Annotated in this window: 20 protein-coding genes; 11 read left to right on the forward strand and 9 right to left on the reverse strand. The window is 62.9% G+C overall.

Going from position 1 to position 20,596, the window contains the following annotated elements; translation table 11 throughout:
• Nucleotides 1-35: 35 nt before the first annotated feature.
• Nucleotides 36-1,658: a sugar ABC transporter substrate-binding protein gene (locus tag OCK01_RS10525; RefSeq protein WP_246697625.1), complete on the reverse strand. Its 1,623-nt coding sequence runs from the start codon at nt 1,656-1,658 to the stop codon at nt 36-38.
• A gap of 478 nt (nt 1,659-2,136) precedes the next feature.
• Here OCK01_RS10525 and OCK01_RS10530 point away from each other — a divergent pair, with 478 nt between their 5' ends.
• From OCK01_RS10530 to rbsK, 3 genes are all read left to right on the forward strand, one after another.
• Nucleotides 2,137-3,198, forward strand: coding sequence for an ABC transporter ATP-binding protein (locus tag OCK01_RS10530; RefSeq protein ID WP_263823886.1), 1,062 nt, complete (start codon nt 2,137-2,139; stop codon nt 3,196-3,198).
• Nucleotides 3,199-3,261: 63 nt separating this feature from the next.
• Nucleotides 3,262-3,717, forward strand: a complete 456-nt coding sequence (locus OCK01_RS10535) for an RbsD/FucU family protein (RefSeq protein WP_182828459.1) — start codon at nt 3,262-3,264, stop codon at nt 3,715-3,717.
• Nucleotides 3,718-3,724: 7 nt separating this feature from the next.
• Entirely contained in the window at nt 3,725-4,648 is a 924-nt protein-coding gene (gene rbsK / locus OCK01_RS10540) for a ribokinase (RefSeq protein ID WP_263823887.1), read from the forward strand.
• Nucleotides 4,649-4,794: 146 nt separating this feature from the next.
• Here the strand turns inward: rbsK and OCK01_RS10545 are convergent, their stop codons facing one another.
• Nucleotides 4,795-5,139, reverse strand: coding sequence for a flagellar export protein FliJ (locus tag OCK01_RS10545; protein WP_182828460.1), 345 nt, complete (start codon nt 5,137-5,139; stop codon nt 4,795-4,797).
• 436 nt (nt 5,140-5,575) lie between these two features.
• On the opposite strand from OCK01_RS10545, the gene ctrA reads away from it, so the two are divergent.
• Nucleotides 5,576-6,277, forward strand: coding sequence for a response regulator transcription factor CtrA (ctrA, locus tag OCK01_RS10550; protein ID WP_182828461.1), 702 nt, complete (start codon nt 5,576-5,578; stop codon nt 6,275-6,277).
• 154 nt (nt 6,278-6,431) lie between these two features.
• On the opposite strand, the gene OCK01_RS10555 is transcribed toward ctrA, so the two are convergent.
• Entirely contained in the window at nt 6,432-6,806 is a 375-nt protein-coding gene (locus tag OCK01_RS10555) for a response regulator (protein WP_263823888.1), read from the reverse strand.
• A gap of 110 nt (nt 6,807-6,916) precedes the next feature.
• A complete protein-coding gene (gene chpT, locus OCK01_RS10560) occupies nt 6,917-7,567 on the reverse strand; it encodes a histidine phosphotransferase ChpT (RefSeq protein WP_182828463.1) in 651 nt (216 codons plus the stop codon).
• Nucleotides 7,568-7,813: 246 nt separating this feature from the next.
• On the opposite strand from chpT, the gene OCK01_RS10565 reads away from it, so the two are divergent.
• Entirely contained in the window at nt 7,814-8,386 is a 573-nt protein-coding gene (locus OCK01_RS10565; RefSeq protein WP_263823889.1) for a DUF1134 domain-containing protein, read from the forward strand.
• A gap of 121 nt (nt 8,387-8,507) precedes the next feature.
• Entirely contained in the window at nt 8,508-9,704 is a 1,197-nt protein-coding gene (locus OCK01_RS10570) for a hypothetical protein (RefSeq protein WP_263823890.1), read from the forward strand.
• 4 nt (nt 9,705-9,708) lie between these two features.
• On the opposite strand, the gene OCK01_RS10575 is transcribed toward OCK01_RS10570, so the two are convergent.
• The gene (locus OCK01_RS10575; RefSeq protein ID WP_263823891.1) at nt 9,709-10,542 is read right to left on the reverse strand and encodes a TrmH family RNA methyltransferase; all 834 of its coding nucleotides are present in this window, start codon (nt 10,540-10,542) and stop codon (nt 9,709-9,711) included.
• Nucleotides 10,539-10,934 carry a hypothetical protein gene (locus OCK01_RS10580; protein ID WP_263823892.1) on the reverse strand — a complete coding sequence of 132 codons (396 nt, stop codon included), beginning with the start codon at nt 10,932-10,934 and terminating at the stop codon, nt 10,539-10,541. Before OCK01_RS10580 ends, OCK01_RS10575 begins: the two co-directional genes overlap by 4 nt.
• A gap of 27 nt (nt 10,935-10,961) precedes the next feature.
• On the opposite strand from OCK01_RS10580, the gene OCK01_RS10585 reads away from it, so the two are divergent.
• Both OCK01_RS10585 and rpoH read left to right on the forward strand, forming a co-directional pair.
• The gene (locus tag OCK01_RS10585; RefSeq protein WP_263823893.1) at nt 10,962-12,002 is read left to right on the forward strand and encodes an RluA family pseudouridine synthase; all 1,041 of its coding nucleotides are present in this window, start codon (nt 10,962-10,964) and stop codon (nt 12,000-12,002) included.
• A 140-nt stretch (nt 12,003-12,142) separates the two neighbouring features.
• Nucleotides 12,143-13,048, forward strand: a complete 906-nt coding sequence (rpoH, locus tag OCK01_RS10590) for an RNA polymerase sigma factor RpoH (protein WP_263823894.1) — start codon at nt 12,143-12,145, stop codon at nt 13,046-13,048.
• 84 nt (nt 13,049-13,132) lie between these two features.
• Here rpoH and OCK01_RS10595 read toward each other — a convergent pair whose 3' ends face one another.
• On the reverse strand, nt 13,133-15,649 hold the full coding sequence (locus OCK01_RS10595) for a hypothetical protein (protein WP_263823895.1): 2,517 nt from the start codon (nt 15,647-15,649) through the stop codon (nt 13,133-13,135).
• A 59-nt stretch (nt 15,650-15,708) separates the two neighbouring features.
• Nucleotides 15,709-17,007 carry an adenylosuccinate synthase gene (locus OCK01_RS10600; RefSeq protein ID WP_263823896.1) on the reverse strand — a complete coding sequence of 433 codons (1,299 nt, stop codon included), beginning with the start codon at nt 17,005-17,007 and terminating at the stop codon, nt 15,709-15,711.
• Nucleotides 17,008-17,167: 160 nt separating this feature from the next.
• Between OCK01_RS10600 and OCK01_RS10605 the strand changes: the two genes are divergently transcribed.
• Both OCK01_RS10605 and OCK01_RS10610 read left to right on the forward strand, forming a co-directional pair.
• Nucleotides 17,168-18,073, forward strand: a complete 906-nt coding sequence (locus tag OCK01_RS10605; RefSeq protein WP_263823897.1) for a DMT family transporter — start codon at nt 17,168-17,170, stop codon at nt 18,071-18,073.
• Complete coding sequence (locus OCK01_RS10610; RefSeq protein WP_182828472.1) at nt 18,070-18,522, forward strand: paraquat-inducible protein A; 453 nt, start codon at nt 18,070-18,072, stop codon at nt 18,520-18,522. The genes OCK01_RS10605 and OCK01_RS10610 overlap by 4 nt, the downstream gene beginning before the upstream one ends.
• 6 nt (nt 18,523-18,528) lie before the next feature.
• Here the strand turns inward: OCK01_RS10610 and galE are convergent, their stop codons facing one another.
• On the reverse strand, nt 18,529-19,521 hold the full coding sequence (gene galE, locus OCK01_RS10615; RefSeq protein ID WP_263823898.1) for a UDP-glucose 4-epimerase GalE: 993 nt from the start codon (nt 19,519-19,521) through the stop codon (nt 18,529-18,531).
• 146 nt (nt 19,522-19,667) lie between these two features.
• On the opposite strand from galE, the gene OCK01_RS10620 reads away from it, so the two are divergent.
• Nucleotides 19,668-20,510 carry a uracil-DNA glycosylase gene (locus OCK01_RS10620; protein WP_263823899.1) on the forward strand — a complete coding sequence of 281 codons (843 nt, stop codon included), beginning with the start codon at nt 19,668-19,670 and terminating at the stop codon, nt 20,508-20,510.
• Nucleotides 20,511-20,596 lie beyond the last annotated feature (86 nt).

Here is a 20,596-nt window from a genome sequence, read left to right on the forward strand (position 1 = left end):
ACGCCGCCGCCGGCCCAGATGCGAGACTTGCTCGATTATAGGCCGAGCGAGGCCTTGTAGAGCGCGATCTGCTTGTCGCGACCGATCTGGTCGGTCAGTTTTTCCCAGGCGGCGGCGATCTTGTCGGCGCCTTCCTGCGCGGTCATCTGGCCGGCGAAGATCTTGGCCAGTTCGTCCTCGGCGACCGAGTAGTACTGGAAGATGCCGGGGATGCGCGGCTCGATCGCAGCGTTGGGATGGTTGTAGCTGTCCTTTTCGGAACCGAGATAGGACGAGATGAAGGCCTCATCATAGCCGGCGGCAACCCATTCTTCGATGTTGAAGTGCGAGTTGCGGTAGGGCTGCATGCCCGACGGATAGGCAGCCGTCCACAGCGAGATGTCCTTGCCGCCGAGATGGGCTGCAGCGGACCAGGCGGCCTTCTGCTTGACCGGGTCGGCGTCGACGCGGGCCATGACATAGATGCCCCAGCCGATATAGGCCATGTTCGGCGCGTAGTTCGGGCCCGAAGCGAGCTTGTCCCACTGGCCGGTCTTGGCGTTGTAGACGTCGTCCGAACCCGGAAGGATCGAGAAGCCGACGGTGTCGCCGATGACCGAGGAATCGGACGTCTTGGCCGAGGAGCCGACGTCGCCCCACCAGGCCAGCATCGAGCCGGTGCCGGCGAGGAACTGCTGGAAGGCGGTCGTGCCCGGGTCGGCGTTGAGCTGGTCGGCGGGCTCGGACGGCAGCGCGTCGATGACGTCCTGAATGGTGCGCACCCAGGCCGGATTGTTGACGCGCGGCTTCATCGTGTCCGGATCGAACAGCCAGGCCTTGTCGTCGGGATGCTTGGCGTAAGCCGTCGCGCGCGAGGCGAGGAAGTAGAAGCCGAAGCCGCCCCAGCCCTTGGGCGCATCGAGATAACCATAGAGATCCTGGCCGTCGAGCTGCTTGCCCTTGAGGAACTTTGTGGCTTCCTGAACCTGCTGCCAGGTCTTCGGCACGCCCCATTCGCCCTGATGTCCTTCGTCCTTCCAGGCCTTGGCGAGGTCGGCGTTCGAGAACACGTCGGTGCGATAGTTGAAGTTGTGGCAATCGCCGTCGACGGAGATGCGATAGGTCTTGCCGTCCCAGGTGCCGACCGGCGCCTTGAGATAGCCGACATAGTCGTCCATGTCGATCTGGGCCTTGACCCAATCCGGCATGACCGAGGCCAGGCCCTTGCCGCAAACGTCGCCTTCGAAGGGCGCGCCCATTTCGAGAATGTCGAAGTCAACCGTGCCGGTGGCAATGGACTGCTGCAGGCGGGCGTTATAATCGGCCTGGGCTAGATCGATCCAGTTGATCTTGGCGCCGGTATACTGCTCCCAGGCGTAAAGCAGGCCGCGGAAGAGCACGTTGTGGAGGTTCTGGTTGTTGAGGCCCATGAAGGACAGCTCGACGCCCTTGAACTCGCCTTCCTTGACCGACGCCTTGGTGGCGCCGAGGCACATTTCGCCGACCTTCTGCCAGTCTGCGTCCGTGGGCGATCCAGCGCCGACGCCTGGAATCTTCAGGATTTCCGCGCGCAGATTGTCCTGCGCCATCGCCGGGCCGGCAAGGCCGGACAGGGACGTGCCCGCGAGGCCCATCGCGCCGAGGCTCGCCGCGCCCTTGAGCAGGCTGCGCCGGTTCATGGCCTGTCTGGCCAGCAATTCATAGAGTTCAATTTTCACGCCATATCCTCCCATATTGGCTTACGAACCAGTCTGGCGCACTCCTCCGCCTCGCTGTTTCGTCGAAGAAGTCTTGCATGTCGACCACGTCGGACGCAAATTGTATTTTACCGACATTGATAAGGACAAACCCTCCCGCGGTCACGCAGATAGCGGGTAAACCGCGCCGGATTTCGCGATTTTCAAAATAAATCCGTCCCGCGTCGGCCGTCAATCATCAATTTCAATGGCTTATATTGCATTGCGGCAATCCTGCTGCGTCGCAATACATGCGCGACCGGAAAAATCTGGACAGTCCATTCGGCGTCCGCTACACGGAAATTAAGGGAGCGGCGGCCTGTGGGGGCTGCGCGACGCTCTTGGGGAGGTATTGTAAGTTTTGAACAACGATGGCCGTTCGGCGTCGGGTTTGAAACGATATCCGCATTCGGGAGGTGGAATGTCTCAGGTTCTGGTCCAGGACGTCAGAAAGGCCTATGGGTCCCTCGAAGTCATTCACGGCGTCGACATCGATATTGCGGATGGAGAATTCGTTGTTCTCGTCGGACCGTCCGGCTGCGGCAAGTCCACGCTGCTGCGCATGGTCGCCGGTCTCGAAAGCATCACCGGAGGCAAGATCCTGATCGGCGACAGGGTGGTCAACAATGTGCCGCCGTCCGATCGCGACATCGCCATGGTGTTTCAGTCCTATGCGCTTTACCCGCATATGAAGGTCAAGGACAACATGGCCTTCTCCCTGAAGCTCAAGAAGACAGATCCTTCCGTCGTGGCCGAGCGCGTGGCGTCCGCCGCCAATATTCTCGGCCTGACGCCCTATCTGGATCGTTATCCGCGGCAGTTGTCGGGCGGTCAGCGCCAGCGCGTGGCGATGGGTCGCGCGATCGTGCGCAATCCGCAGGTCTTCCTGTTCGATGAGCCGCTGTCCAACCTCGACGCCAAGCTGCGCGTGCAGATGCGCACCGAGATCAAGGAACTGCATCAGCGGCTCAAGACCACCACGATCTACGTCACGCATGACCAGGTGGAAGCCATGACCATGGCCGATCGCATCGTCGTGCTGCAGGACGGCCGCGTCGAGCAGATCGGCGCGCCGCTCGAACTCTATGACAATCCCGCCAATCTGTTCGTGGCGACCTTCATCGGCTCGCCGTCGATGAACCTGATCAAGGGCCGCGTGAAGATCGTCGGCGGCGAGGCCTTCGTCGAGGCCGGCGACGTGCTGCTGCCGGTGGGGACGAAGCACGCCGTGACCGAGGGACAGGAGGTCACCTATGGCATCCGTCCCGAACATCTCGAAATCGCCGATGACGGGTTCGAAGGCAAGGTCGGAGTGGTCGAGCCGACCGGCTCGGAAACCATGGTGTTCGTGCATGCCGGCGGCCGAGACATTCTCGCTCTGTTTCGCGAGCGGCATATGTTTTCGCCGGGACAGACCATCCGTCTCCGGCCGAGACGCGAAGCCGCACATGTCTTTGACGGCGCGACCGGCAAGCGGATCTGAGCGCATGGCGGCGTTCCGCCGCCGTCCGCGTCCAACTCATAAAGACAATTCTGGGAGGCCAACATGCTCAAAGGTCTATCTCCGCTTCTCAATGCGGATGTTCTCTATGTTCTGAAGTCGATGGGGCATGGCGATTACATCGTCCTGTCCGACCTCAATTTCCCTTCGGAGTCGGTGGCGCAGCAGACCGTCTATGGCAGCCTTCTGCGGATGGAGAACACGACGTCGGCCCAGGCCGCCGAAGCGATCCTGTCGCTGATGCCGCTCGACACGTTCATCGACAACGCCGCTCAGCGCATGGAAGTCGTAGGCAATCCCGACGAGATCCCCGGCGTGCAGCAGGAAGTTCAGTCGGCGATCGACAAGGCCGAAGGCAAGCACTGGCCGCTGGTGGGCGTGGAGCGCTACGCTTTCTACGATCTCGCCAAGAAGGCTTACGCCGTGGTGCAGACCGGCGAGCGCCGCTTTTATGGCTGCTTCATCCTCACCAAGGGCGTCATCCCGCCGGATGCCGAGTGAGGCCTCCATGTCGCATGATATCGTGATCCTCGGCGTCTTCGTCGCCGACACCGCCTATCGCGCCGTCCGCCAGCCCAAGCTCGGCGAAACCATTCTCGGCAAGAGCTTTTCGCTCGGGCCGGGCGGAAAGGGCTCCAACCAGGCCGTGGCCGCCGCGCGCGCCGGCGGCGACGTCGCCTTTCTCACCAAACTCGGCGACGACGCTTTCGCCGACATGGCGATGAGCACCTGGGAAAAGGCCGGCGTCAACCCCGTCGTCACTCGTGACCCCGCGAGCTATACCGGCGCGGCCTATATCTTCCTCGAAGAAGGAACCGGCAACAACGCCATCATCGTCGCGCCGGGCGCTGCGGCGACCATTTCGCCCCGAGATATGGACGCGCGCGCCGAGCTGATCGGCAAGGCGAAGATCTTCGTCACCCAACTCGAGCAGCCGCTCGACGCCGCGATCCGGGCGCTGGAGATCGCCAAGGCGGGCGGGGCGACGACGATCCTCAATCCCGCCCCGGCGCAACCGCTCGACGCTTCCGTCTTCGCGCTCTGCGACTATGTCACGCCGAACGAGAGCGAGGCGGAGATCCTGACCGGTCTGCCGGTGACGACGGTCGAAGAGGCCAAGGCGGCGGCGGACAAGCTGTTGTCGATGGGCGTCAAGACGGCAATCATCACTTTGGGCGCTCAGGGCGCGCTCTACCACACGAAGGACGTGTCGGTGCTCGTGCCTGCCTTCAAGGCCGGCGCGGTGGTCGACACCACCGGCGCAGGGGACGCCTTCAACGGCGGCTTCGCCGCGGCGCTGTCGCGCGGCGCGCCGCCTGTCGACGCCGTGCGGTTCGGCTCCGCCGTGGCTGGCATCTCGGTGACGCGGCCGGGAACCGCGCCCGCCATGCCGTCTCGAGACGAAGCCGAGGCGCTGCTGCGCTCGGCCTGACCCCAAAAGCACACAACGGAAAAACCGCGGTCGCTCCATGCGACCGCGGTTTTTCCGCGTGCCAATGACATCGAGCCGCGCGCGTTCGCGCCCGCTCGCGGCGGGCGCCGCGCGGCTAGATCTCACGTCGTCGGGCAGACGCCGCCTCAGGCGCGCATCTTCACGTCCCGTTCCTCGATGGCCGAAGCCTTGTCGAACTCGGCCTGCAGCTCTTCCACCTGGGCTTCCGCGGCATCCTGCTGAACCTTCAGCTCCTTGATGGAGACCTGAAGATTGTCGGCGCGCTGCCGGGCGGCCTTGGCGAAGGTCGAATAGGCGAAGTGATTGGGATCTGTGATGCCGGACTTCTTTTCCTCGTAAACGATCTGGTTTTCCAGATCCTTGGCCATACGCTCAAACTCGGCCATCATCATCTGAAGCTGTTTCAGCTGACGGCGTTTCTCCTTCAGCTGGAATTCCTTTAGACGCACTTGGCTCTCACGCGACTTCATACGCAATACTCCATGGGTAGCGAGACCCGCTTACAACAGGACTGCCCGCCGAGGCATTTTCATAATCCCTCGAAAAAAGTGCGCCGACGTTAATAAAAACATAACGGCGGTAACCTTTCGTTTACGTGCATCGTTAATGATAGCCCTCATCATTTAAGGGTCGGTAAATGACCGAGGTCATCGACCGACGAATGCCAAAGAATGAGTCTGCGGAGTCAGTTAGCCGAGAGTTTTCATCTTGAATGTTAAGATGGGCTCTAGGAATGTGTGATGGAAATCAGGGGGCTACGAAAAATCTTTAACAAATACGATACGCCTTGCCAGGGTGAATCAGAATTTGTTAACCATTTGATGGCAGCCTCCAAATCAGGCAAAAGCTGGATCCTGGCCGGGTTGGGAAGTTGCACCTTTCAAGGCGGCGGAAAAGGGGACTAAGATGCGGGTTCTACTAATTGAAGACGACAGCGCGACAGCGCAGAGCATTGAGCTCATGCTCAAATCTGAAAGTTTTAACGTCTACACGACCGATCTGGGCGAGGAAGGCGTCGATCTGGGCAAGCTGTATGATTATGATATCATCCTGCTCGACCTGAACCTGCCCGACATGTCCGGCTATGAAGTGCTTCGCACGCTGCGCCTTTCGAAAGTCAAGACGCCGATCCTGATTCTGTCGGGCATGGCTGGCATCGAAGACAAGGTGCGCGGCCTGGGCTTCGGCGCCGACGACTACATGACCAAGCCGTTCCACAAGGACGAACTGGTGGCGCGCATTCACGCGATCGTTCGTCGTTCGAAGGGTCATGCCCAGTCGGTGATCATCACCGGCGACCTGATCGTCAATCTCGACGCCAAGACCGTCGAAATCGGCGGCCAGCGCGTGCATCTGACCGGCAAAGAATATCAGATGCTGGAGCTTCTTTCGCTCCGCAAGGGCACGACGCTGACCAAGGAAATGTTCCTCAACCACCTTTATGGCGGCATGGACGAGCCGGAACTGAAGATCATCGACGTGTTCATCTGCAAGCTGCGCAAGAAGCTCGCAGCGGCGGCCGGCGGCGCCAACTACATCGAAACCGTCTGGGGCCGCGGCTATGTGCTGCGCGAGCCCGATGGCGCCGAATATATGGAAAGCGCCTGATCCCTCACCAAGCCCTGTTTCCGCAAGAACCCGCCTCGGACGCCGAGGCGGGTTTTTCGCCGTCGTCTCATGCTGTGGGCAACCGGTCAATGTCGATGTGGAGCGCCCCGAGACGATCGGGACGCTGGAATAGGTTTCGGCGCGACAGGGGAAATCAGGCCACGGCTTCGATGGCGGTAATGTCGGCGAACGCCGCGGCGAGCACCTTGCGATCGAACGGCTTCAGGAGAAAGTCGGAGGCGCCGGCGGTCTTGCCGGCCATCAGGCAGCGGAGATCGGCCTTCACCAGGCTGTAGAAGATCAGCGGGCGGCGTCCCTCGCGCATGCTGCGGACAGCGCGGATCAGGTCTAGAGCGCCGGTCATCGCCGAGTCGACGATCAAAGCGTCTGGCATCTGCGCGTCGCTTCGGGCCAGCGCCTCAAGCGTCGAGGCGCATTCGCCGCAGTCGTAACCCATTTGGCCAAGAATTTCGGCGGCTACCTTTCTCACCGCCTCGCTTTCATCCGCAATCAGAATACGCAACGTCATCGTTCGCCCTATTGTCGTTCTTCGCGCCGCCCCGAAGCTTATGGAGAAAACCATAAACAAGCAGTTACAATTGGTGCGGCGCGAGCAGAGTAGCGGAGCGATTGAGGCGTTTATTCGGCGGGGGCCATCACCGCCGTGTAGACCAGCGAATCTTCGGTCTGGACCGCCGAAAGAACCATGCCGGCCTCCTCGGCGAGAAGGACCGTGTAGTAGGGCTGAATGGCGTGGGCGTCGATCGCCTCTTCGACATTGCCGGAATTGATTTCCATGAATTTGGGCGGCAGACGCATCATCCGACCCTTGGCGACGAGCGTGAACTTGGCGTCGAACTCCGGCTGTTCCAGCGTGACGTCGATGACGCCGCCGCGGGGGATCGAGCCATACGCCACCAGGAACAGGTTGAGCAGCATCTTCACCCGGTTCTTGGGGATGATGGCGCGGGGCCCGCTCCAGACCACCTCGGTTTTTTTCTCGGCGGCCGCAAAGTCCTTGGCGGCCTTTTCCGCTTCGCCGGTGTCGATGGATGCGCCGACCGAACCCGAGGCGCCGAAGGCGAGGCGGGCGAGCTTGAGGCGCACCGAGGCGTTCAGCGCCGAAGTGCGAATGAGATCGAGCGCATCGGCGTCCGAGCCGCCTTCGTCGAGCAGTTCCAGGCCGTTGTTGATGGCCCCGACCGGGGAAATCACGTCATGGCAGACGCGGCTGCACAGAAGCGCGGCGAGATCGGAGCCTGCAAGGGTCAGGTTCGGGTTCTTGGCCATGTCGTTCTCCTTGGGGGCAAGCCGGGAACCGCCCGGCATGGTCGCATCATATGCTTGTCGTTCAATGCTTGCGCCGCGCGCGCCCGGCAAGCGGGCGATCACCGTCAGCCATAAAGACACCACATTTGGTAAACCGATTATTAAGCGGATCGCTCCACTATGCACATAATTTGTTTCGGAGCCCTGTTTCAACGCCTATCTCGGCGCCGGGCGCGGAAACGACCACTGGAAGAGACGGACGGACCGATGACCAAACCGCCAAAATTCGCCCGATTGATCGGCATCTTCTTTGTCTTGTTCGCGCTGGTCGGCCATGCGCCGGCGCGTGCGCAGAGCGATCAATATACGATGCTGGAGATCGTCGACGCCGGCCACGGCTTCTTCGGCTCGACGACGGGCGGTCTCGCCAAGGTCGTCGAAAAGGCGTTCCAGAAATACGGCCTGCCGAACGGCTACATCCTCGGACAGGAAGGGGCAGGGGCCTTCATCGCCGGAGCCACCTATGGCGAAGGGGATCTCTACACAAAGAATGCCGGCCAGCATAACGTCTACTGGCAGGGGCCGTCGCTGGGCATCGATTACGGCGGCGCCGGCAGCCGGGTCATGATGCTGGTCTACAACCTCCCTGAAGTGGGCAGCCTGTACAAGCGCTATGGCGGCGTCAGCGGTCAGGCCTACATCGTCGCCGGCTTCGGCATGACGGTGATGGAATCCCGCGACGTTCTTCTCGTGCCGATCCGCACCGGCGTCGGCGCGCGGCTCGGCGTGAATGTCGGTTATCTCAAGCTCACCCGCAAGCCGACCTGGAACCCGTTCTGAGCGAGGGCGTTTGCGCGAATGTCCGCCGCGCGATAAAGTGGCGGGATGACGGTCGACAGAGCGGCGCTTGGATGCGTGCGGTCTTCCCGTCGATGATGTTTCCGAACGGCGCGAGGCGGTCGTGATTGAATATGGATTGCTTTTCGGCCTCGGATTCCTGACGGCGGTCGTGACGGCGCTGCTGCTGGCTCCCGCCATACATCGACGCATCGTCGCCTATACGGAAAACAGGATCATGACGACGCTGCCGATCAACCGGCAGGAGTTGCGCGCTCAGAAGGATATGGTTCGCGCCGAGATGGCCGCCGCCATGGCGCGGACGGGTCACGATCTCCGGGTCGAACGCGAGAAAACGATCGCGGCGACGTTGTCGCGCGATGAGGTCGCGGCGGAAGCCTCCCGGCTCTATGGCCAGAACAGCGACCTCCTGCAGGCGATCGACGCGATGAAGGTCGAGGCTGCGACCATGCGCGCCGAACTGCGCAACGGGGAACTGGCCCTGATCCGCGTCAAGGAGACGCTCGCCAAGAGCGAACACGGCGCGCAGATGACCCAGGCGCGAATCGACGAATTGTTGCACAAGGCCTATCGGCTCGGCGTCGAGATCGACAATCTCAAGATCGAGCTCGCGGGCCGCGACGCCGAAATCGAAGGCCTGAAACTTCGGGTCAACGGGCTGCGCGACGAGCGCGAAACGCTCCGCGACGACCTGAAGACGATGACCGCCCGGGCAAAGGACGCCGAACTGCGCCTTGCCCGCGAAGAGAACAAGATCCGTCGGCTCGAAGAAAAGCTGAACGAGGAAGTGTCGAGCAGCATCGACAAGGATACGGTGCTCGAACGCCGGATGGGCGAAATCGCCAAGCTGCGAAGCCGGTTGAAGCAACCCGAGGAGGAGGCTCCGGCGATCGCGCTGCCCTTTGTCGAGCGGACGATCCTGATCGACAAGACGGATCGCAGCCCCAAGGCTGCGGCCCTTCCGGCGGACAAGAAGCGCAGCCCGGCTCCGGCGCCCGCCAAGCGGCAGAAACTCTCGCCGAAGGTCATCGACGCCGCCGTGGCTGCGGATCTGGCGACGGCGGTGAAGGCCTCGTCACAGCAGGCTGCAGAGGCTTTGATGGACTTGGACCCTTCCGGCGACGAGGCGATGCGCGAAGAGATCGCCGGGATCGCGGCCAAAATGATCGCCATCGTCGGACAAGCGGAAGGCGGCGAGTCCCCGATCCGCGCCATTATTCCCCCGTCGTCGGCGCCGAACGAGCAGGGGCGGCTGTCCCTCGGAAATCGCGCCCGGAGCGAGCTCTATCGCGAGGCTTGATCGGCTAGATCCTGCCCATCGCCGAAGCTATCGCGAAAAGCGCCACGCCTGTCGCGACGCCGGCGTTGAGGCTGTCGAGGCCCGGCGCCTGCGGTATCCGCGCGGTGCGCACGGCCTTCATCACCTCGGGCGGCAACCCTTCGCCCTCCGTTCCCGTCAGCAGCGCCATGCGACGGGACGCGCCGATCTCTCGAATATCGTGTCCCCCCGAAGGCGACAGGCCCCAGACGGCGAAGCCGCGCCGGTCGAGCGCGGAGATGAGATCGGCGGCAGAGCCGGCTCTCGCATAGGGAATCTTGAGCGCTGCGCCGACCGAGACGCGCAGCGCCTTGCGGTAGAGGGGATCGCAGCAGGTCTCGTCGAGCAACACCGCGTCTGCGCCGAAGGCTGCGGCATTGCGGAAGATGGCGCCGATATTGTCGTGATTGGCGATGCCGATGGCAGCGACGACCAGCGCGTGATCCGACAGCGTCGCGAGCCTCGCTTCGATGGTCGGCTCGACGGCGCGGCGGCCCAGAGCCAGCACGCCGCGGTGAATGTCGAAGCCCACGACGGCGTTCATCACCCCACGATCCGCCACATAGACGGGGACATGCTCCGGAAAGGCGGCGATGACCTCGGCGAGCCCGGCGACGCGGTTCTCGAGCAGGAAGACCGCCTCGGCCCCGAACTCTCCGCCGCGTCGCGCCGCATCGGCGAGGAGGCGCAGCACCACCGTGCCCTCGGCGATGAACTGCCCATGCGTCCGGCGCAGATCGCGCTCCCGGATATCGCCGAACTGCCGAATGCGCGGATCGGCGGGATCGGTGATCCGGACGAGCCGGTCGTCGAGGCTCATGGCTCGGGAACGACGACGGTGATGTCGGAGATCGTCTTTCCGGTGGCGATATCGTGGACGATCATCACCCGGCGGCCCGTGGCGTCGGTTCCCGAAAACCAGACGCGGTTGCCGTCGACCGTGGTCGCCTCGTTGACGAAGCCCTTGGGCAAGGTGATGGTCTGGGCGGGCAGGGGCGCCGCAAGCGCCGCTCCCTGAGCCGGGGCGACGGTCGCCTGCTGCGCGGCCGAATTGTTCCTCGCCTTGTAGACAAGCGAGCCGAGGACCGCCATAAGGGCGAGAACAATCGCCGAGCTCGACACGAAAAGCAGGCGCACCATCTTTCGGCGGACTTTTTCCAGCGTCGGATCGAGCGGCTTCTCTTCTTCCTCGGGGAAATTCGGATTGTTCATCGCAGGTCCTGATCGGGTTTGAGCTTCATGTCAGCCTCCTTTACTGAAGACGGCGGGGCGGGGAAAGTCCTGATCGCCGAAGAAACCGCATCGGGCCGGCTCGACGCCTGGCTCGCACAGGCGCTGGGCCCCGAGTTTTCGCGCAGCCGCGTCAAGACGCTGATCGAAAACGGCGACGTGACGCTCAACGGCAAGGAAACGACCGAGGCCAAGCGCAAGATCCTTCCAGGCGACCGTGTCGAGATCGTGTTGCCGGAACCCGAGGCGGCGCAGCCCAAGCCAGAGAACATTCCGCTCGACGTTCTCTATGAGGATGACGACGTCATCGTGTTGGTGAAGCCGGCAGGGCTGGTGGTGCATCCCGGCGCCGGCAACTGGCACGGCACGCTGGTCAATGCGCTGCTCCATCACTGCGGCGACAGCCTGTCCGGCATCGGCGGCGTCAAGCGGCCGGGCATCGTGCACCGGCTGGACAAGGACACCAGCGGCGTGATGATCGCCGCCAAGAACGATCTCTCCCATCGCCTGCTCAGCGAGCAATTCGCCGATCACGGCCGCACCACCGCCCTCGAACGCGCCTATCACGCCATCGTCTGGGGGCAGCCGCGGCCGTCCAAGGGCACTGTGAATGCTCCTCTCGGGCGTTCTTCGGATCGGGTGCGGCGCGCGGTGACCAGCAAGGACGCGACCGACGCCCGTCACGCGGTCACGCATTACGAAATCGTCGACTTCTACGATCGCCGCGACGACGGGACATCCGTGGCTGCGAGTGTCGTCTGCCGGCTGGAAACCGGACGGACGCATCAGATCAGAGTGCATATGTCCTATATCGGTCACCCCCTGATCGGTGATACGGATTATGGCGCCGCCTTCAAGACGAAGGTTAATCTGTTGAAACAACCGGCGCGTAAGATCGTTGAGAGGTTTCCGAGGCAGGCGCTTCACGCATTTCTCCTTCAGTTCGAACATCCGCGAACGGGGCAGGTGATGCGGTTCGAAGCGCCGCTGCCGAAGGATATGCAGATGCTGATTCAGGCTTTGCGGAGCGAGGGTGAGACAGAATCGTAAGGTAGACTTATTTTTCACGATTTTGTGAAGTTTCAGCCTTGAAAGCGCCGCATCGCGATCATAGATCACGACCATGGCGGAAGGGACTTTTCCGCCTCACAAGGCTTGCCTCGAAGGAAGCCGTACAAAAGGGGTGCTTCATGGCCCGAAATTCTTTGCCGATGTTGACCGCCGGGGAGGCAGGTCTCAACAGATATCTCGATGAAATCAGACGCTTTCCCATGCTGGAGCCGCAGGAAGAGTATATGCTCGCCAAGCGCTATCAGGAGCATGAGGATCGCAACGCCGCCCACAAGCTCGTCACCAGCCATCTGCGTCTCGTGGCCAAGATCGCGATGGGTTATCGCGGATATGGCCTGCCGATCGGCGAGGTCATTTCCGAAGGCAATGTCGGCCTCATGCAGGCGGTCAAGAAATTCGAACCCGATCGCGGCTTCCGCCTCGCGACCTATGCGATGTGGTGGATCAAGGCCGCCATCCAGGAATATATCCTCAGGTCCTGGTCGCTGGTCAAAATGGGCACGACCGCCAATCAGAAGCGGCTGTTCTTCAATCTGCGCCGCCTCAAGGGCCGAATCCAGGCGATCGAAGAAGGCGATCTGAAACCCGAGCAGGTCACAGAGATCGCCACCAAGCTGAATGTCAGCGAAGAAGAGGTGATCTCGATGAACCGTCGCCTCTCGGGCGACGCCTCCCTCAACGCGCCGATCAAGGCGGCGGAAGGGGATTCGGGACAGTGGCAGGATTGGCTCGTCGACGATCACGAAAGCCAGGAAGACATGCTGGTCGAGCAGGATGAGCTGGATTCGCGCCGGGCTTTGCTGTCGAATGCGTTGAAGGTGCTCAACGATCGTGAGAAGCGGATCTTCGAAGCCCGCCGCCTGCGCGAGGAGCCGATCACCCTCGAGGAATTGTCGACCGAGTTCGACATCAGCCGCGAACGTGTGCGCCAGATCGAGGTCCGCGCCTTCGAAAAGGTGCAGGACGCCGTGCGCAAGGCGGCGCTGGAACAGGCCAAGGCTTTGCGCGTCGTCGAGCCGAGCTGACGTCTTCGGCATTCACGATCGACGAAAAAACAACGCCGCTCCCGATCGGGAGCGGCGTTGCCGTTTCTGGAAGCCGCCGGGCGGTTATTGCGGAACGGAAGCCTGATTGCCGAGCGCCGACCATTCGCCGATGACCTTGTCGAAAAGCGCCGTGCCCGACGCGCCCTTTTCCAGCGTGATCAGGCCGCGACGGCCGTTGCGATAGGTGATCGGGATATCGATCCAGCCGCGGTTCTTCATCAGGTCCAGATTGACCTTCTGCGCTTCCGCGTCGCTGTTGAGCGCCACCATGTGGTAATCGTCGGTCACCTTGGCGGGAACGGCGATCAGCGGATTGCCCGCATCCTGCTCGGTCTGTTTGAAAGCGATGCGCTGAACGCTCTCGACATTGCCCTCCTCGAAATCGGCGGGCAGGTCGAAGACGATTTCGACGATGTGGCTCGCCGGAAGCGACGGGTCCATGTTCTTCTTGAACGTGATCAGCGCCGTCAGCTTGCGGCCCGGGGCCTCCACCTTGGCCTGGATCGAGGGTGTCGGCTTGTCGCCGTCGTCCTCGGTGGTTTCCCTCCACGCGACTGCGCCGGGGGTCGCAGACGGTGTGGTCTGGCCGAGGCGCTCCTCGTAGAGGAACATTTTCTGGGTCACTCCAGCGCCGGCGGGGGAGGCCGGCTTGGCGTCGGCTGCAGGCGTCGCGGGATCGGTCGAGGCGACTTCCTTGGATTTTTCGGTCTGTCCGGCGACGCTCTTGCCTTCCGGAAGCGCCTCGTCGACGATCGCCTTGCTGGCGTCGGATTCCGTTTCGCTGCCGTCGGGCATCAGCCGCTGGGTGAATTTCTGCGGGCCGGTTTCGAGAGACGCGACTTCGGTCGGCTTCGCCGCCGCGGCGGTGGGCGCCTCGGCCGATTTCTCCGGCGTCTCGCTCTGGGGAACGGCTTTTTCCACCTGCGGCGGCGTCTGCGTTTCCGACGGGCCCGTGATCGACGCGATCATCTTGCTCAGGTCCTCGCGATAGGTCCAAGCCCCGAAGGCCGCGCCGGCGACGACGACGAGGCCTGCGACACCGGCGACGAGCGGGAGCAGTTTGCGCCCGGCCTTGCCGCCGCGTTCCTTCGCCCTGCCCGGTTTGAATCCCTTTCCGGACGCCTTCTTGCTTTTCTTTCCGACCGCGGGCGGGACCTGAACCCATTCCGGATCGGGCGAGGTCAGCGCCGCCATCTCGTCGAAACCGACGATTTCGGCCAATTCGGCGCGGGGAGATTTATCCTTGGACGCAGTGTCCGTTTCCGGAGCGGCTGCGATCTCGTCCTGCTTCGCCTTCAGCGCTTCGTCGAAGGCTTCGGTCTTCGGCAGATCCGGCAGATCGTCGAAGCCCGCGCCCCAGCCGAGATCTTCTTCCGGTGAGCGCTTGCCGGGCGGCGGCGGCACGACCTGGCGGCTGATTTCTTCCTGCACGAAGGCGTTGAAGCCCGAGACGACGTCGGCCTCGTCATAGACGACCCTCGGCATTTCCGGCTCGCGGCGGGGTTCCGGCCCGCGTGTTTCCGGTTCGACCGACCAACCCTGCGGATCGGCAAACGGGTCCACCGCAACGGCGGCCGTCTGAGCTGTGACGGGCGGCGCATCCTCGGTCGCTGCTTCAGGCCATTCCGCTCGAACGACTTCGGCCGGAGCGGGCTCAACGGCGGGAGCGTCCGACGCCGGTTCCTGATATTGCGGCCAGGTGAACGGCTCCGCGTCCGGCTCGATGGGTTCGGCTTCCACCAGAGGCGCGGGTTCATGCGCCTCTTGCGCGTAGACAGGTTCGCCGCCGAACACAGCATCGTCCCGCCAGTCAGCCCCGGCGGTCGTCTCTGCAGTTGGAGCTTCCGCCTGGGCGGGCTCTTCGGCTTCGTGATAGGCCTGTGCTGGCTCCGCTGTCGAAAGACCGGCGTCGACTTCAGCCAGCGCCGGGTCGTGTGATTCCTCTGCGACCGCAGGCTCGAAAGGCCGCTCGTCATCGACGGGTTCGGGGGCGAAATGCGCGTCGCCGCGATAGTCGTCCGCCGCGGCCGGCTCATGGACATGCTGGGCAGCGTCGATCTCGGCGCCGGGAGCCTGCTCGATCACGGGCTCGATCGCCGCGCCGGAGTATTTCGCGTCGTCCGGGGCTGCTTCCTGCTCCACCGCCGAATCGGCCGGGGACTCTTCGCCAGCAGGCGCATCCTCGGCATAGTCGCGTGGATCTTCTTCGCGTAGATCTTCGGGCGCGGCCTCCTGCTCGGCTTCTTCGACCGCATCCGCAGGCTCAGGGGCCGCCGCGACCGGTTCCGCCTGCCCATCAGGCTCGCTCCAGCTTTCGGGCTCCGGCTGGGGCGCGGGCTCTTCGACCGGCTCCGGCGCCGGCGGCAGCGCCTCGGCATAGTCGGCCTCGACTTCGCGGATCGCCGCATCCAGCTTGTCGAGTTGGCGCTGGAACATGCTTTCCGGCGGGCGGGGCTTCATGTTTTCGAGTTGTCGCACCACCGCGCTGCGCGCCCGGTCATAGACCTTCACGCGCATGTCGGGTGTGTTTTCGCTCAGCCCGTCGACGGCTCGCCGGATAACTGCAATAAAATCGGCCATTCGATCTTTCTCAAAACCTAAGGGCCCGAATGGAGCGCTCCATTCCGGCCCCGCCGGGATTAGTCTTCAAAAGGATCCGTCACCAAAATCGTGTCGTCGCGTTCGGGGCTGGTCGACAAAAGCGAGACCGGAGCGCCGATGAGTTCTTCCACCTGCCGCACATATTTGATCGCCTGGGCGGGCAGGTCGGCCCATTTACGGGCGCCGACGGTCGATTCTTTCCATCCCTCCAGCGTTATGTAGACAGGCTTGATCCGGGCTTGCGCCGCCTGTCCGGCCGGAAGATGATCGATTTCCACGCCGTCGAGCGTGTAACCGGTGCAGATCTTCAGTTCATCCAGCCCGTCGAGCACGTCGAGCTTGGTCAGCGCGATGCCGGTGATGCCGTTGGTGGCCACGGATTGGCGCACCAAGGCGGCGTCGAACCAGCCGCACCGTCTCTTTCTACCGGTAACTGTGCCGAATTCATGGCCGCGCTCGCCGAGAAACTGGCCGACTTCGTCAGTGAGTTCGGTCGGGAAGGGGCCTTCGCCGACGCGGGTCGTGTAGGCCTTGGTGATTCCGAGCACGTAATTCAGCGATCCCGGACCCATGCCGGACCCGGCGGCGGCCTGACCGGCGACCGTGTTGGACGAGGTCACGAAAGGATAAGTGCCGTGATCGACGTCGAGCAGCGTGCCCTGCGCGCCTTCGAAAAGGATGCGCGCGCCCTTCCGCCGTTCGCGGTCGAGCAGCGCCCAGACTGTGTCGGAGAAGGGCAGGATCTTTTCGGCGACCGAGGTCAGTTCCGCCATGATCGCCTCATGGCTGACTTCCGCCTCGCCAAGGCCGCGACGCAGCGCGTTGTGGTGGGTCAGCAGACGATCGACCTTCATGCCCAGCGAGCCGGGATCGGCGAGATCGGTGACGCGGATGGCGCGGCGGCCGACCTTGTCTTCATAGGCCGGGCCGATGCCGCGGCGGGTGGTGCCGATCTTGGTGCCGGAATTGGAGGCGGCGTCTTCGCGGATGCCGTCGAGTTCGCGATGCAGCGACAGAATCAGGGTGGCGTTGTCGGCGACGCGCAGGTTTTCCGGCGTGATCGCCACGCCCTGGACGGCCAGCTTGTCGATTTCGGCCACCAGCGCATGCGGGTCGATCACCACGCCGTTGCCGATGATCGCGAGCTTGCCGGGGCGCACGACGCCCGAGGGCAGAAGCGACAGCTTGTAGCTCACGCCGTCGATGACGAGTGTATGGCCGGCATTGTGCCCACCCTGGAAGCGGACCACGATGTCCGCGCGTTCCGAAAGCCAGTCGACAATCTTGCCCTTGCCTTCGTCACCCCATTGGGAGCCCACCACCACTACGTTCGCCATAAGATCTGTCCTGTTTTCCTAACGGGATCTCCGCCACAGCGGGTCCAAACCCGCGCACATATACTGGGTTCAATTCAGGAATGCGACCCGGAATTTGCACTGATATCGGCTTTTTGCATGGTGTTGCCAGCCAAGGGCGGCTAAAGGACGGGGCCGACCGATGCGAAAGACAATTCCGATGCCCGCCCATGTCAAAGCCTATCTGTTCCTGATCGTCACGACGTTTGGATGGGCCGGCAATGCGGTGATCGCCAAATTCGCCGTCGGCCATGTCGGGCCTTTCACGCTGTCGGGCGCGCGCTGGACCATCGCTTTCGTGCTGATCATGCTGATCTCGGCGCCGCAGGTTCGCCGCGACTGGCCGCTGATCCGCGCCAATTTTCCGCTGCTTCTGGGTTTCGGCGCGGCCGGCTTCGCCGGCTTCAACGCATTTCTCTATTCCGCTCTCCAATACACCTCCGCCATCAATTGCGTCGTGGAGCAGGCCGGCATTCCCGGGGTCATCTTCATCGCCAATTTCATCCTGTTTAGGACCAGGGTCGCCTGGGCTCAGGTTCTCGGCTTCTCGATCACTCTGCTCGGGGTCATCATCACCGCCACCCATGGCGATCTCGGCTCCATTCTGTCGCTGGATCTCAATTTCGGCGACGGGCTCATGATGATCGCCGTGCTCCTCTATGCGGGCTACACGGTCGCCCTGCGCTGGAAACCCGAAATTCACTGGAAAAGCCTGATGGCTGCGTCCGCGCTGGGGGCCATGCTCGCCTCCGCGCCGCTCGCATTGCACGAATTCACGTCCCCGGGCTTCATCATGCCCGACGCGATCGGATGGACGGCTATACTGTATACGGGCACGATCCCGTCGCTCGTCTCGCAGATTCTCTATGTTCGCGGGGTGGAGCTGATCGGGCCGAACCGGGCCGGGCTGTTCATCAACGCCATCCCGGCATTCGGCACGGTCATGTCCGCCTTGTTTCTCGACGAACCGCTGATGACGTTCCACATCATCGCGCTGTGCATGGTGCTCAGCGGCATCGCGATCGCCGAGAAGGGCCGCGGCAAATGAGACGCGCGGCTGCGCTCGCGCTGATCGCGGCGGCCGCCCTCTGCTTCGCCTTCGGCGTCAGCCTGCCGCTGATGACATTCGAAAAACTCTATTTCTTCACCGAGGATCCGTCGCTGCTCGATCTGGTCGCCAGTCTCTATGGGGCGGGCGACGTTGCGCTGGCGATCGTCGTCGCCCTGGTCTCGCTGGTCTTTCCGCTCTTCAAGATGGCGGCGGTGGCGACCGAGGCTCTCTGGCCTGAGCGACCACGCGGCCTTGCCGCGCGGCTGGTGCCGATGCTCGGCAAGTGGTCGCTGATGGATGTCCTGCTGGTGGCGATCGTGATTGCGGCGGCGAAGACGTCCGGTCTCGCCGAAGCGTTCAGCCGGCCGGGACTGTGGTTCTATGCCGGTTCGACGCTCGCGGTTTCCGCCGCGCAATGGTTGCTCGCGCGGCGGAAGACGAACTAAGGCGTTTCAGCGATGATTGCGCCGGGCGAGGCTCGCTTCCCAATCGAGCGCGGTGCGCACGATGAATTCGAGATCGTCGTGCTGCGGCTCCCACTTCATCTCGCGCATCGCGGTGGCGGGATTGGCGACGATGCGCACGGCGTCGCCCGGCCGGCGATCGGCGAAGCGGACTTCGAAGGGCTTGCCATGCACCTTCTTGACCGTCTGCAGAACCTCCAGGACGGAGAAGCCTTTGCCATAGCCGCAATTGGCCACCAGCGACCCGCCGCCGGCGCGCATGCGCTCCAGCGCTTTCAGATGGGCGTTGGCGAGATCGCTGACATGGATATAGTCGCGCACGCAGGTGCCGTCGGGTGTCGGATAATCGGTTCCGAATACGTCGATATGGCTACGCTTGCCGAGCGCCGCTTCGCCGGCCACCTTGATCAGATGGGTGGCGCCGATGGTCGACTGGCCGGTGCGGCCCTTGGGATCGGCGCCGGCGACGTTGAAATAACGCAGCGCCGTATAGGTGAAATCATGCGCCTTGGCGGTGTCGCGCAGCATGATCTCGGTCATCAGCTTGGAAGAGCCGTAAGGCGATTCGGGGTTGAGACGCGCATCTTCGGTGACGGGATCGACGCCTTCGGGCGTGCCATAGACGGCCGCCGTCGACGAGAAGACGAAGTGCGGTACGCCATATTTCACCGCAGCCGCGATCAGCGCGCGGGATTTGACGGTGTTGTTCTCATAATACATCAGCGGATTGGCGACCGATTCCGGCACGATGATCGAGCCGGCGAAATGGATGATCGCGTCGATCTTCTTTTCAGAGAAGATCCTTTCGTGCAGCGCCTCGTCGGCGATGTCGCCTTCATAGAGCGTGGCTTCCGGCGGGATCGCCCAGCGGAAGCCCGTCGACAGCCGATCGAGGACCGCAACGTCTTCGCCGGCGTCCAGAAGCGCCCAAACCATGTGACTGCCGATATAGCCTGCGCCGCCCGTAACCAGTACCGTCATGGAAACTCCGTTCGAAATAGAAAGTCGCGGCGTTCTAGCGCGTGGCGGCAAAACCGTAAATCTCTGTTGTGCACAGCCCGCCGAGATTCGCCGGTCTCAGCTGCATTTGTCTGTTGCGCGTCGTCGCGAGCAGCGTAAATAGGTCCATGACCATCTCTTCATCCATCGATGCGCTCAGCCCGGCCGAACTCGGCCAGTTGATGCATTTTTACGCCGAGTCGGGCGTGGAATGGCTGTTGGAGGACGAGCCGGTCGATCGTTTCGCCGAGTTCGAACGACAGGTCGCCGAACGCGGCCGCGCCGCGTTGACGGAAACCAGGGTGGAAACCCCTCCGCGCGACCGCAACGCCGCCCCGGCGCCGATCAGACCCGCGGCGCTTCCCGATGGCGAAGCCGTGTCGGAGGCGCAACGCGTGGCTTCGGCCGCGCAGTCCGTTGCGGAGTTGATCGAGGCCGTAAGCGCCTTTACGGGCTGCAATCTGAGGAACAGCGCCAGGGCCAGCGCCTTTTTCAAAGGCTCGACCTCGGCGAAGATCGCCATCGCCGGCGGCTGCCCGGGCCCGGACGACGACAGGCATGGCGCGCCTTTTTCCGGCGCGCATGGAGACATGCTCGACCGGATGATCGCAGCGCTCGGCTGGGGTGGGGACGACGTCGCGGTGTTCAACGTCATTCCATGGCGTCCGCCGGGAAACCGCGCTCCGACCCCGCATGAGGTGGAGATCTGCCGACCCTTTTCGACGCGGCTGGTGGAACTGCTGCGGCCCAAGGCGCTGTTGAGCATGGGCAATTTCCCGGCGCGATTCTTCTCGGGGTCTCAGGAGAGCATCCATAGCCTTCGGGGGCGCTGGATTGCATTGACCGTCGATGGTCAACACGTTCCCCTGTTGCCGACGTTTCACCCGCAGGATCTGATTTCTGCCCCGGCCTGCAAGCGATTGGCGTGGCAAGACCTGTTGAATTTCAAGCTGCGGCTGTCGCAGCCGTAAAATCCTCGGCCGTTGTTGCTGCATTGCAACGTCAGGGGACACAATCGCGTCACCTTGGTCTTGTAAATCCTGCATAGTTTGAATTT

Origin of the sequence: Rhizobium sp. TRM95796, assembly GCF_025779995.1 — a bacterium.
GTDB lineage: Bacteria > Pseudomonadota > Alphaproteobacteria > Rhizobiales > Rhizobiaceae > Rhizobium_E.

What these genes read in the sequence shown, in the direction of transcription:
- OCK01_RS10525 (WP_246697625.1), bottom strand. Translation starts at nt 1,658, where the DNA reads ATGAACCGGCGCAGCCTGCTCAAGGGCGCGGCGAGCCTCGGCGCGATG.
- OCK01_RS10530 (WP_263823886.1), top strand. Translation starts at nt 2,137, where the DNA reads ATGTCTCAGGTTCTGGTCCAGGACGTCAGAAAGGCCTATGGGTCCCTC.
- OCK01_RS10535 (WP_182828459.1), top strand. Translation starts at nt 3,262, where the DNA reads ATGCTCAAAGGTCTATCTCCGCTTCTCAATGCGGATGTTCTCTATGTT.
- rbsK (WP_263823887.1), top strand. Translation starts at nt 3,725, where the DNA reads ATGTCGCATGATATCGTGATCCTCGGCGTCTTCGTCGCCGACACCGCC.
- OCK01_RS10545 (WP_182828460.1), bottom strand. Translation starts at nt 5,139, where the DNA reads ATGAAGTCGCGTGAGAGCCAAGTGCGTCTAAAGGAATTCCAGCTGAAG.
- ctrA (WP_182828461.1), top strand. Translation starts at nt 5,576, where the DNA reads ATGCGGGTTCTACTAATTGAAGACGACAGCGCGACAGCGCAGAGCATT.
- OCK01_RS10555 (WP_263823888.1), bottom strand. Translation starts at nt 6,806, where the DNA reads ATGACGTTGCGTATTCTGATTGCGGATGAAAGCGAGGCGGTGAGAAAG.
- chpT (WP_182828463.1), bottom strand. Translation starts at nt 7,567, where the DNA reads ATGGCCAAGAACCCGAACCTGACCCTTGCAGGCTCCGATCTCGCCGCG.
- OCK01_RS10565 (WP_263823889.1), top strand. Translation starts at nt 7,814, where the DNA reads ATGACCAAACCGCCAAAATTCGCCCGATTGATCGGCATCTTCTTTGTC.
- OCK01_RS10575 (WP_263823891.1), bottom strand. Translation starts at nt 10,542, where the DNA reads ATGAGCCTCGACGACCGGCTCGTCCGGATCACCGATCCCGCCGATCCG.
- OCK01_RS10580 (WP_263823892.1), bottom strand. Translation starts at nt 10,934, where the DNA reads ATGAACAATCCGAATTTCCCCGAGGAAGAAGAGAAGCCGCTCGATCCG.
- OCK01_RS10585 (WP_263823893.1), top strand. Translation starts at nt 10,962, where the DNA reads ATGTCAGCCTCCTTTACTGAAGACGGCGGGGCGGGGAAAGTCCTGATC.
- rpoH (WP_263823894.1), top strand. Translation starts at nt 12,143, where the DNA reads ATGGCCCGAAATTCTTTGCCGATGTTGACCGCCGGGGAGGCAGGTCTC.
- OCK01_RS10595 (WP_263823895.1), bottom strand. Translation starts at nt 15,649, where the DNA reads ATGGCCGATTTTATTGCAGTTATCCGGCGAGCCGTCGACGGGCTGAGC.
- OCK01_RS10600 (WP_263823896.1), bottom strand. Translation starts at nt 17,007, where the DNA reads ATGGCGAACGTAGTGGTGGTGGGCTCCCAATGGGGTGACGAAGGCAAG.
- OCK01_RS10605 (WP_263823897.1), top strand. Translation starts at nt 17,168, where the DNA reads ATGCGAAAGACAATTCCGATGCCCGCCCATGTCAAAGCCTATCTGTTC.
- OCK01_RS10610 (WP_182828472.1), top strand. Translation starts at nt 18,070, where the DNA reads ATGAGACGCGCGGCTGCGCTCGCGCTGATCGCGGCGGCCGCCCTCTGC.
- galE (WP_263823898.1), bottom strand. Translation starts at nt 19,521, where the DNA reads ATGACGGTACTGGTTACGGGCGGCGCAGGCTATATCGGCAGTCACATG.
- OCK01_RS10620 (WP_263823899.1), top strand. Translation starts at nt 19,668, where the DNA reads ATGACCATCTCTTCATCCATCGATGCGCTCAGCCCGGCCGAACTCGGC.